This is a genomic window from Aliiroseovarius sp. M344 (genome assembly GCF_025140835.1).
Classification (GTDB): Bacteria; Pseudomonadota; Alphaproteobacteria; order Rhodobacterales; family Rhodobacteraceae; genus Aliiroseovarius.
The window spans coordinates 99,405-110,583 of record NZ_CP081153.1; the positions used below are offsets into that span (position 1 = coordinate 99,405).

General features: G+C 55.9%; 10 protein-coding genes. 6 read left to right on the plus strand and 4 right to left on the minus strand.

Annotated elements, in window-relative coordinates:
- Window position 1: 1 nt before the first annotated feature.
- Window positions 2–1,642: a phosphate ABC transporter substrate-binding/OmpA family protein gene (locus K3556_RS00500; protein ID WP_312847272.1), complete on the plus strand. Its 1,641-nt coding sequence runs from the start codon at window positions 2–4 to the stop codon at window positions 1,640–1,642.
- A 2-nt stretch (window positions 1,643–1,644) separates the two neighbouring features.
- Here K3556_RS00500 and radC read toward each other — a convergent pair whose 3' ends face one another.
- The 3 genes from radC to dnaK all read right to left on the minus strand — a co-directional run bounded on the left by radC (window position 1,645) and on the right by dnaK (window position 5,591).
- Window positions 1,645–2,418: a RadC family protein gene (gene radC / locus K3556_RS00505; protein WP_260517786.1), complete on the minus strand. Its 774-nt coding sequence runs from the start codon at window positions 2,416–2,418 to the stop codon at window positions 1,645–1,647.
- Window positions 2,419–2,470: 52 nt separating this feature from the next.
- On the minus strand, window positions 2,471–3,613 hold the full coding sequence (dnaJ, locus tag K3556_RS00510; protein WP_260517787.1) for a molecular chaperone DnaJ: 1,143 nt from the start codon (window positions 3,611–3,613) through the stop codon (window positions 2,471–2,473).
- A 64-nt stretch (window positions 3,614–3,677) separates the two neighbouring features.
- Complete coding sequence (dnaK, locus tag K3556_RS00515) at window positions 3,678–5,591, minus strand: molecular chaperone DnaK (protein WP_260517788.1); 1,914 nt, start codon at window positions 5,589–5,591, stop codon at window positions 3,678–3,680.
- 194 nt (window positions 5,592–5,785) lie between these two features.
- Here dnaK and K3556_RS00520 point away from each other — a divergent pair, with 194 nt between their 5' ends.
- On the plus strand, window positions 5,786–6,430 hold the full coding sequence (locus K3556_RS00520) for an alpha-ketoglutarate-dependent dioxygenase AlkB family protein (protein ID WP_260517789.1): 645 nt from the start codon (window positions 5,786–5,788) through the stop codon (window positions 6,428–6,430).
- On the opposite strand, the gene K3556_RS00525 is transcribed toward K3556_RS00520, so the two are convergent.
- Entirely contained in the window at window positions 6,427–7,248 is an 822-nt protein-coding gene (locus tag K3556_RS00525; protein WP_260517790.1) for an ABC transporter permease, read from the minus strand. The genes K3556_RS00520 and K3556_RS00525 overlap by 4 nt on opposite strands.
- 157 nt (window positions 7,249–7,405) lie before the next feature.
- Here K3556_RS00525 and cysQ point away from each other — a divergent pair, with 157 nt between their 5' ends.
- From cysQ to K3556_RS00545, 4 genes are all read left to right on the plus strand, one after another.
- The gene (gene cysQ / locus K3556_RS00530; protein ID WP_409557782.1) at window positions 7,406–8,176 is read left to right on the plus strand and encodes a 3'(2'),5'-bisphosphate nucleotidase CysQ; all 771 of its coding nucleotides are present in this window, start codon (window positions 7,406–7,408) and stop codon (window positions 8,174–8,176) included.
- A gap of 4 nt (window positions 8,177–8,180) precedes the next feature.
- A complete protein-coding gene (locus tag K3556_RS00535; protein WP_260517792.1) occupies window positions 8,181–8,984 on the plus strand; it encodes a 3-deoxy-manno-octulosonate cytidylyltransferase in 804 nt (267 codons plus the stop codon).
- Between the two features lie 247 nt (window positions 8,985–9,231).
- Entirely contained in the window at window positions 9,232–10,128 is an 897-nt protein-coding gene (galU, locus tag K3556_RS00540) for a UTP--glucose-1-phosphate uridylyltransferase GalU (RefSeq protein ID WP_260517793.1), read from the plus strand.
- 45 nt (window positions 10,129–10,173) lie between these two features.
- A complete protein-coding gene (locus K3556_RS00545; protein ID WP_260517794.1) occupies window positions 10,174–11,172 on the plus strand; it encodes a glycosyltransferase family 2 protein in 999 nt (332 codons plus the stop codon).
- Window positions 11,173–11,179 lie beyond the last annotated feature (7 nt).

Here is an 11,179-nt window from a genome sequence, read left to right on the forward strand (position 1 = left end):
CATGCCGTCAACATCTGTGGTTGAAATCTTGCGCGCCAATCCGGATGATTGCGCAACGGATACGCAGGGGTTGGGATTTGTCATGAACATTTTGCGCGCGATTGTCGCGGCGGCATGTTTGATGCTTGCGTCGGGTTTTTCGGCGAGGGCGGAAGACGTGACGCTAACGTCGCGCGATGGCTCGATTGAGCTGACAGGAACCTTGCTGACGTTTGACGGCGAGTTCTACCGCGTTGACACCGAGTTCGGCATTCTGACCGTCGACAGCTCCGGCGTAACCTGCGAAGGGCCAGGCTGCCCCAGCCTTGGACCGTTTGTGGCCGAGCTGACCATTTCCGGCGCGTACAGCATGGGTCAGGTGCTGTTCCCGGCCCTTGTTGAGGGATTTGCGCTGCGACAAGGCTACGCTCTGAAACGCGAAGAAGTCTTAGGGATTGGCACGCTTTACACGCTCTATGACGGCGCATCTGGGCAGGAACAGGCTCGAATTACAATCAAATTGACCACCAGCGCGGAAGGCTTCGCTGATCTGCTGGGACAACAGGCTGACATGGTGTTGTCAATGCGCCAGGCGTCCACCCGCGAACGCAGTATGGCGCGCGAGGCCGGGCTGGGCGATTTGCGGATCGCGCGGCAAAGCCGGGTTATTGCGCTGGATGCTTTGGTGCCAATCGTGTCGCCGGGAAATCCAGTGACAAAGATTTCGATCTCGCAGCTTGCCGCCATCTATGCCGGCAAGATCCGCAATTGGAGCGAATTGGGCGGAGAAGACGCGCCTATCACACCCTATCTGATGGATATCGAAGAGGGGTTTGGCCCCGCATTTATGCAGAGCATTATCGCCGCCAGCGGTGTGACGCTGTCCGACCGTGTGCGATTTCATCCTTCCAACAAGGCCCTGACGGACGCGATTGCGCGCGATCCGTTCGGGATAGCGATTACATCTTTCATGCAGCCCGGAAATGGCGAGGTCGTTCAGCTTAGCGGCCCTTGCGGTTTTAAGGTTCAAGCCTCGGCCAACTCCATTAAGTCAGAGGATTATCCGCTGACGATGCCGATGTATCTTTACCTGCCTGAGCGCCGACAACCGCAACTGGCGCGCGATTTCTTATCCTATCTTAGAACTGATAGTGCGCAGTTTGTAACCCGCAGGGCGGGGTTTGTGGACCAGGCGCTCACGCGTATCCCGGTCTACGAACAGGGTGACCGTATGGCAAACGCCATCGCGGCATCGGGGGAAGAGGTTGCGCTGTCAGAGCTTAAGCGCATGGTGGAAAGCCTCGATGGAAAAGACCGTCTGTCGATCAGTTTTCGGTTTGAAGGCGGCTCTACGCTTTTAGATGCGCCATCCCGCTCCAACGTCGCGCTTTTGGCCAGAGCGCTGGAAAGCGGTCGGTTTGACGGCCGTCAGGTTATGTTCGTTGGATTCTCGGACGGTCAGGGCGCTGCCGAACAGAACCTTAACCTCGCCAAAAAACGTGCAGCCGCCGTACGCAATCAAGTGCAGCAACAGCTCGAAGCCTTCGATGAAGCCCGTGTTGATTTGCAGGTCGAAGCATTTGGTGAAGCGATGCCGATGGCCTGCGATGACAGTGCCTGGGGCCGGGGCGTCAACCGCCGGGTCGAAATTTGGGTCGACTGAGGCTATAAGTACCCAGCCCCGCGGAAGCTGAGTTCGGTCGATTTTCCAACAATCAGATGGTCATGCAGCGTTATACCCAACGCTGTTGCGGCGTCATTCACCTGTTTTGTCATTTGGATGTCGCTGTCCGACGGCGTGGGATCACCTGACGGATGGTTGTGCACAAGAATGATCGCCGATGCGTTCAGCTCCAACGCTCGCTTGACCACCTCGCGTGGATAAACCGGCACATGGTCGACCGTTCCGTTGGCTTGCGCTTCGTCTGCGATCAGCACGTTTTTCCGATCCAGAAAAAGCACGCGAAACTGCTCTGTGTCGCGGTGCGCCATGGTGGTGTGGCAATAATCCAGCACAGCATCCCAGGACGAGATGACGTGCCGCTGGATGACCCGGCTGCGCGCCATACGATGCGCTGATGCTTCAACAATTTTCAGCTCTGTGATCACCGCATCGCCAATGCCAGCAACCTCTCGTAGCCGTTGCAAAGGCGCCGTGATGACGCGGTTGAAGTCACCAAATGTGTCCAGCAATGCACGCGCCAAAGGCTTTACGTCTTGCCGTGGGATGGCGCGAAACAGAACCAGCTCCAACAACTCATAATCCGGCATCGCTTGCGCGCCGCCTTCCATAAACCGCTGCCGCAACCGCTTGCGGTGGTCCTTGATATAGGATGGCAGTTTCCCGCCCTTTACCGCGACGGGTCGGGCGGGCGCTTCATCTGTGTCGAACAGCGCCATCGGCATTTCTTGGAACTGGAATTGTCTGCTCTCTGTCATGAGAGCAGACTGCACCAAAATTGGTGAACGAATAGTTAACAGCCTTTAGGTGTTAACCCTTCATTCCATCCCAGAAGCTTTTGACCTTCGAAAAGAAGCTCGAGCTTTCCGGGTTGTTCTCTTCCGACAGCTTTTCGAACTCTTGCAGAAGCTCTTTCTGCTTCGACGTCAGGTTCACAGGCGTTTCAACAGCAAGCTCGATATACATGTCGCCCCGTGGTCCGCCGCGTAGGCCGGGCATCCCCTTTGAGCGCAAGCGCATTTGCCGTCCCGACTGGCTGCCAGCCGGAATTTTCACGCGCGAGCGGCCGCCGTCGATTGTTGGCACCTCTATATCGCCACCCAGAGCGGCCGAAGCCACAGAGACCGGGACACGACAATGCAAATGCACACCTTCACGATCGAAGATCGGATGCTCGGCGACATCGATAAAGATATAAAGGTCACCTGTCGGTCCACCGCGCAGACCAGCTTCGCCTTCGCCAGACAAACGAATGCGCGTGCCGGTTTCTACACCTGCCGGGATGTTCACAGACAACGACCGCTCTTTGTGCTTACGCCCAGCGCCACCGCAGTTCTTGCAGGGGTTCTGGATCATCTGGCCGGTGCCCTGACAGGTCGGACAGGTCCGTTCAACAGTGAAGAATCCTTGCTGCGCTCGCACTTTGCCCATGCCGGAACAGGTCGGGCAGACCGTCGGCTCGGCCCCCGCCTCGGCGCCAGTGCCGCTGCACTCATCGCAGGATACAGACGTTGGGACGTTGATGGTTTTCTGCAGACCGGAAAACGCCTCCTCCAGCGTCACGCGCAAATTATAGCGCAGGTCCGAGCCGCGTTGCGCACGTACGCCACCGCCGCGGCCACCGCCCATGAAGTCGCCGAACAGATCGTCGAAAACGTCTGAAAAAGCACTGGCGAAATCGCCATTGCCACCCGGATGTCCGCCGCCTGGTCGACCGCCCATACCACCTTCGAAGGCGGCGTGACCAAACCGGTCATAGGCCGCCTTTTTGTCGGCGTCCTTCAGAACCTCATAGGCTTCGTTCGCCTCTTTGAACTGAGCTTCGGCATTCGGGTTGTCCGAGTTGCGATCCGGATGCAGCTCTTTGGCCTTCTTGCGATAGGCTTTCTTCAGCTCTTCCGCAGACGCACCTTTTGATGCCCCGAGTACTTCGTAATAATCACGCTTTGACATGGAGAATCTCCCTTTGGGAGGGGGCAGGGCTGCCTGCGCAGCCCCGCCCGTTACCTAAACAGACTTAACGCTTGTTTTCGTCGTCGAGGTCTTCGAAGTCGGCGTCGACAATGTCGTCATCCACCGCCGAGGGGCCGCCGGCGTCCTCGGGCTCTTCTCCAGCCGCTTCTTCCTGCTGCGCCTTATAGATCGCCTCGCCCAGCTTCATGGCCGCTTCGGTAACGTTCTGGATGCCCGACTTGATCTTGTCGGCGTTCTCTTCTTCCATCACGTCCTTCAGCGCGGCAATGGCCAGCTCGATCGCTTCGATCGTGGTCGGGTCGACCTTGTCGTTATGCTCTTCCATCGCCTTCTCAGTCGAATGGATAAGGCTTTCAGCTTGGTTCTTCGCTTCAACCAACTCTTTCCGCTCTTTGTCAGCTTCTGCGTTGGCTTCTGCGTCTTTCACCATGTTCTCGATGTCGTCATCTGACAGACCGCCAGATGCTTGGATGGTGATTTTGTGCTCTTTGCCGGTGCCCTTGTCTTTAGCGCCCACTTCCACGATTCCGTTGGCGTCGATGTCGAAGGTCACCTCGATCTGAGGCAGGCCGCGCGGTGCGGGCGGAATGTCTTCCAGATTGAACTGGCCAAGGATTTTGTTGTCGGCAGCCATCTCACGCTCACCCTGGAACACGCGCAGGGTCACGGCGTTCTGGTTGTCTTCAGCGGTCGAGAAGATTTGCGACTTCTTGGTCGGGATCGTCGTGTTGCGGTCGATCAGACGGGTAAACACGCCACCCAGAGTTTCGATGCCCAGCGACAGCGGGGTCACGTCCAGAAGCACAACGTCTTTGACGTCGCCCTGCAGAACGCCAGCCTGAATGGCGGCACCCATAGCCACAACCTCGTCCGGGTTCACACCTTTGTGCGGGGCTTTGCCAAAGAATTTCGACACTTCCTCGATTACTTTCGGCATACGGGTCATCCCGCCGACCAGAACCACTTCGTCAATGTCATCCTTCGACAAGCCAGCGTCTTTCAAGGCAGCCTGACAGGGTTTCATTGAACGTTTGATCAAGTCGTTAACCAGGCTTTCCAGCTTAGCGCGGGTCAGTTTCATGACCATGTGCAAAGGTGAACCATCCGAGCCCATCGAGATGAAGGGCTGGTTGATCTCGGTTTGCGACGAGCTGGACAGTTCGATCTTGGCTTTCTCTGCCGCTTCTTTCAAACGCTGCAGCGCCATCTTGTCTTTCGACAGATCGACCTGGTTTTCCTTTTTGAACTCATCGACCAGATACTGGACGATGCGCATGTCGAAATCTTCACCACCCAAGAACGTATCGCCGTTGGTGGATTTCACTTCGAACAGACCGTCGTCGATTTCCAGAATGGTCACGTCGAATGTACCGCCACCAAGGTCATAAACCGCGATGGTGTGGGTTTCCGACTTGTCCAGACCATAGGCCAAAGCGGCAGCGGTCGGTTCGTTGATGATGCGCAACACTTCCAGCCCAGCAATTTTGCCGGCGTCTTTGGTCGCCTGACGCTGGGCGTCGTTGAAATAGGCGGGCACGGTGATCACGGCCTGAGTGACTTCCTCACCCAGATAGCTTTCTGCCGTTTCTTTCATCTTACCCAGAATGAAGGCCGAGATTTGCGAGGGGGAATACTTCTGCCCAGCAGCTTCGACCCATGCGTCACCATTGCCACCATCGACGATGGCATAGGGAACCAGCTTCTTGTCTTTCTCGACAGCCGGATCTTTCATGGTGCGGCCGATCAGGCGCTTCACGGCGAAGACTGTGTTGTCGGGGTTGGTGACCGCCTGGCGTTTTGCCGGCTGGCCAACAAGGCGCTCGTCGTCCTTGAAGGCGACGATCGAAGGCGTCGTGCGTGCGCCTTCTGCGTTTTCGATGACTCGCGGTTGCGAGCCGTCCATGATGGCAACACAGGAGTTTGTGGTGCCGAGGTCGATACCAATGACTTTAGCCATGCTCAAAAATCCTCTCGTAGGCGATGTTGAGGGAGCCGACCTTGCAAAGCATCGGCCCCAGATCCCAGATTTCTGACCGGATGGGCGTGCCCCAATCCGGCTTCTCGGGGTATATAAGTAGGGGAATTGGGGCCTGCAAGCTTTCAAAGGGTGGCAGATGGGTAAAAAAGTGAGTCATTTTCGGGGTTTTGGCCATGATTGCGCATAACAGCCCGCCGCTCGATCTGGGTGGGGCGAAGCTTTTCAAGGGGATGCTGACGAGGGCGTCACAGGAAACACTGGTTGACGTGCTGCGCGAGGTTGCGGTCACTGCGCCGTTTTTTCACCCCGTAACACAGTCTGGAAAACAAATGTCAGTGCGCATGACGTCTGCAGGGCGACTGGGGTGGGTGTCTGACCGACGGGGCTATCGTTACGAACCACGCCACCCGAATGGCGCAACCTGGCCCGCCATACCGGACCTGGTAATGGATGTGTGGCGTGCCGTAGCAAACATCGACCGTTGCCCTGATTGTTGTCTGATCAACTACTACGGCGAAGGGGCGCGAATGGGGATGCATCAGGACAAAGACGAGGTAGATTTCTCCTACCCGGTCGTGTCCATCAGCTTGGGTGATGACGCACTGTTTCGGATTGGCGGAACCGTACGGCGAGGCATGACGCAATCGATGTGGCTTCAATCCGGTGATGTGTTGATGATGGATGGCGCTGCGCGGCTGGCCTATCACGGCATTGATCGCTTGCGGTTCGGGTCTTCCGATCTGCTGAAGGGCAACGGGCGGATCAACCTGACGCTAAGGGTGGTGGCTGCCGAACCAACAGATGACACGAACGCCTAGCGGCGAGCATCCCAACTGGCAGAGACGTACCGGCGGCTATAGCTTTCGCCCATCATGCCAAGAAACGCCAACACGATCGACACGATCAGCGGATATTCCCAACTCGAATAATGTGGGAAGTAATTGATGAACGCATAGCCCCTTGCCTGATCAATAATGTGAAAGAGAGGGTTCCAGGAAAACATTGCCAGCATGAAAAAGGGCAGCGAGTTCGCCACGAACATCTTCCCCGACGCGAACATGTTTACGCGCATATAGAACATGGTTGCAGTTGTGGTGAACCGGGGAAACCACGGGCTTAATGCCAGAAAAATGATACCGACGGCCACACCGTTAAACCACCCGAGCAGCAGCATCATAAAAGCGCCGGTGGGGTCTTGGATGTCGACGGGTTTGAACGCAAGACTATAGACGATCAGTACGACGAAGATCGACAAAATCTGCAAATATAGCGACCCCAATGCCGTCGCGATGATCGAGACAAGTGTATTCATCGGTCCATGCAGGTTCATCGAAGACGTCGGACCTGCGGCAGACGATACTGCCTTCATCGTTTTGATGTTCGTCATAAAAATGAATACACCCGACATGATATAAAGCAAAAAATCACCACGAATGGCGCTTGAACGTAGGCCAAGGATGCTCATCATCACGAAAAAGACCGCGACCATCAGCAGGGACTGAAAAATGTTGATCAGAAGTCCAATGATCGCATTTGGGTGTGATTTACGCAGATCAAAAACAGTCGCGTGATAAATCACCGACATCATTGATACGGCTGCCTCTAGCCGCGTTCTGTTCACTTTGACTTCAAACATGGTTCTGCCTTTGCCCGCGTTGGGGAATTATTTGCAGGGAATTCTTGCCGTTCCTTTACCCAAACATCATAAGTGGGCAAAAATATGTAATCAACAGCACCGCGCAATGGCGCTGGTAAGGAGCGATCTCTTGGATTTTACCCGTCTGGAAACTGTAATGCGGACTCTGGCGCTTGAGGCTGGGGACGTGATCATGGATATCTATAATTCGGACGACTTTGATGTGCGGTCAAAATCTGATGACAGCCCGGTGACTGCAGCAGACGAAGCGGCTGATGCATTGATTTCAAAAGGGTTGCGCGCAGCATTCCCGGACGTGCTGTTGGTGACGGAAGAACAAGCCGATAGCCACGAGCAGCGGGCAAGTGCCTTCTTGATCGTCGATCCACTGGACGGCACTAAAGAGTTCATCCACCGGCGTGGGGATTTCACGGTCAATATCGCCTATGTTGTCGACGGAACCCCCGTTCGTGGCGTTGTCTATGCCCCGGCCAAAGGCCGCATGTTCTTCACCCGTGCCGACGGCAAAAGCGTTGAAGAGCAAGGGCCGTTTGACAAGGATGCCGTCGGTAATCTGTCACCTATTTCGGTTTCGTCACCTGACAATGCGGCTTTGATGGTGGTGGCATCCAAATCTCACCGAGATCAGGCCACGGATGACTACATCAACAAATATGCAGTCAAAGATATGAAGTCTGCGGGCAGTTCATTGAAGTTCTGTCTTGTCGCAACAGGAGAGGCCGACATTTACCCCCGTGTGGGTCGCACGATGGAATGGGATACGGCTGCGGGTCATGCAGTTTTGAAGGGCGCAGGTGGCGACGTCGTTAGGTTCGACGATCACACACCCCTTACGTATGGCAAACCGATTTACGAGAACCCGTTTTTCATCGCCTACGCCCCCGGAGTAAAGCTGAGGAAAGCTTGAAGCGATGAGCGTCCTGATCGTCATCCCCGCGCGTTATGCTTCGGTCAGGTATCCGGGTAAAGCATTGGTTCCCTTGCACGGAGCAACGGGACAGGCCAAGTCCCTGATCCAACGCAGCTGGGATGCTGCACAAGCCGTCAACGGCGTCGACCGCGTTGTTATTGCCACCGATGACGCCCGCATTCGGACCGAGGCCGAGGGTTTTGGGGCTGAGGTTGTGATGACCTCATCCACCTGTCGCAACGGCACGGAACGTTGCGCCGAAGCGCTGGATGCGCTGGGCGGTGGCTATGACATTGTGGTGAACTTGCAGGGTGATGCTCCGCTAACCCCGCATTGGTTTGTCGAAGATTTGATTGCCGCCCTTACAAACCACCCAACCGCTGAAGTTGCCACGCCGGTTTTGCGGTGCGATGGTCGTGCCCTGGCTGGGTTTCTGGAAGATCGGCGCGCTGGCCGGGTTGGGGCAACAACCGCCGTGTTTGGGGCGGAAGGCAAGGCACTTTTCTTTTCGAAAGAGGTGATCCCCTATACCACTGGCAACAAGTGGGGCGACCATGATCCTACGCCGGTTTTTCATCATGTGGGCGTGTATGCCTACCGACCATCGGCGCTGGCTGCCTATGCGCGCTGGGCACCCGGCCCACTTGAGCAACTTGAAGGTTTAGAGCAACTGCGCTTTCTGGAACGCGAACGCCCCGTTCAATGTGTAGAAGTCGACGCGCGCGGCCAACAGTTCTGGGAATTGAACAACCCAGAGGATGTCACCAGAATCGAAGGCATCCTGAATGAGCTTGGGATGGACTAGTTCGCATTGCCGCCGCTTAATCTGATAAATTTCTAGCGCAAGAGGCGGGTCGCCTGCCCGTCACCAACAAAAAGTGGAATGGTCTTGAGAAAAAATGCCGATTGACCCACAATCATGAACAATTGCCATGAAGTTGTCAGATTTTTCACGCATTGGTGTTCAATATTATAACTTAATCTGCGCGCGTGGCGCAGGTTCAAGCCCATCGTCTTTCTGTCAGGCGGACCGGTAACTCAGAGGTGTTTGTATGACGCATAAGAAGGTCACGAAGGCCATTTTCCCAGTCGCAGGTCTTGGGACGCGCTTCCTGCCTGCTACAAAGTCGATTCCGAAAGAAATCATGACTCTGGTTGACCGCCCGTTGATCCAGTACGCGATTGATGAGGCCCGCGCCGCTGGCATCAAAGAATTTATCTTTGTCACCTCGCGGGGCAAAGGTGCGCTGGAAGATTACTTCGATAACGCCCCGGTTTTGGAGCAAGAACTGCGCAGAAAAGGCAAAGACGCCCTGCTGGAGATTTTGCAAGACACCAACATGGAAAGCGGCGCGATTGCTTATATGCGCCAGCATAAAGCGCTGGGCCTGGGGCATGCGGTTTGGTGTGCACATCGCTTAATCGCTGACGAACCGTTTGCCGTCATCTTGCCAGACGATGTGATTGCGGCCGAGAAACCGTGCCTGCAACAGATGGTCGAGGCCTATGAAGAAACCGGTGGCTGTATGGTTGCCGCGATGGAAGTGCCCGCCGAAAAAGCCAGCGCCTATGGCGTGCTTGACGTGAAAGAGGATATGGGCGCCATGGTGTCCATAAAAGGCATGGTTGAAAAACCGACGCTAGAGGAAGCTCCCTCGAACCTAGCGGTGATAGGGCGGTATATTCTGACCCCGAATGTGTTGCGTAGCCTGAACAAGATGAAAACCGGCGCGGGCGGAGAGATTCAATTGACCGATGCGATTGCCGCCGAGATTCAAAAGGGTCGCGATGTATTTGGCTATCGCTTCCGCGGACAGCGGTTCGATTGTGGCTCGAAAGCGGGCTTCCTGCAGGCCACAGTTGCCTTCGGCATGGCGCGCGAAGAGTTGCGGGAAGAATTCGCAAGCTATCTGCATGACATCGTTGCTCAGCAAAAGGCCGCAGAGTAATTACCTGTGTCTGCGCAAGGTCTGGATCCCTGGACAGCATATAGAATGCGGCTGAAACGCCGCCGCCTTATCTGGCAGTCGTTCCGCGCGCGCCGCGATCTTGAAGTCGTTGTAGATCGAACTGACAGGATTGCGCAGGGACAGATTCGCGCGTTCACCACGGTCCGCAACGAGCTTGCGCGCCTACCACATTTCCTGTCCCATTATCGGGATCTGGGCGTTGGCCACTTCCTGTTTGTCTTGAACAACAGCGATGATGGGTCCGAAGCTTACTTGACCGATCAGCACGACGTTTCTGTCTGGCGCACCACCGCCAGCTATAAAGCGTCACGCTTTGGTGTCGATTGGACCATGTGGCTGCAGTTTCGATATGGACACAAGGCTTGGTGCCTGTGTGTCGATGCAGATGAGCTGTTGATTTATCCCCACTGCGACAGCCGCGACCTGACTGCAGTGACCAACCGGCTGGACCAGACCGGCGCGACGGCGCTGGGCGCATTGATGTTGGATCTGTTTCCGAAAGGGCCACTGGGCCGGCAGAGGTACTCACCCGAGCAGGATCCGACCGAGGTGTTGCAATGGTTTGATACGGGCCCCTATCGCGCCCAGCGACAGTTGCCCGCGCAAAATCTTTGGGTGCAGGGTGGTCCCCGCGACCGCGTGTTTTTCTTCAATCGACCCGAGCGTGCTCCGACTTTGAACAAGTTCCCGCTTGTCCAGTGGAACAGACGTTTCGCGTATGTGAATTCGACCCATGCGCTTCTTCCGCCGCGCCTGAATCTGGAGTGGGACGGGCCGGAATGTGTGTCGGGCGATACTCGGCTGTCAGGGATTTTGCTGCATACCAAGTTTTTGCCGGGCGTCATTGCGCGTTCGAAAGAAGAGAAAACGCGCAAAGAACATTTTGGACGGCCCGAGGATTTTGATGCCTACTATGATTGGCTGACGACCGGCCCGGACCTGTGGGACGACAAAGCAACGAAGCTTCACGGCTGGCAACAGTTGATGGAAATGGGGCTTCTTTCCAATGGCGGCTGGGACTAAACAAGTG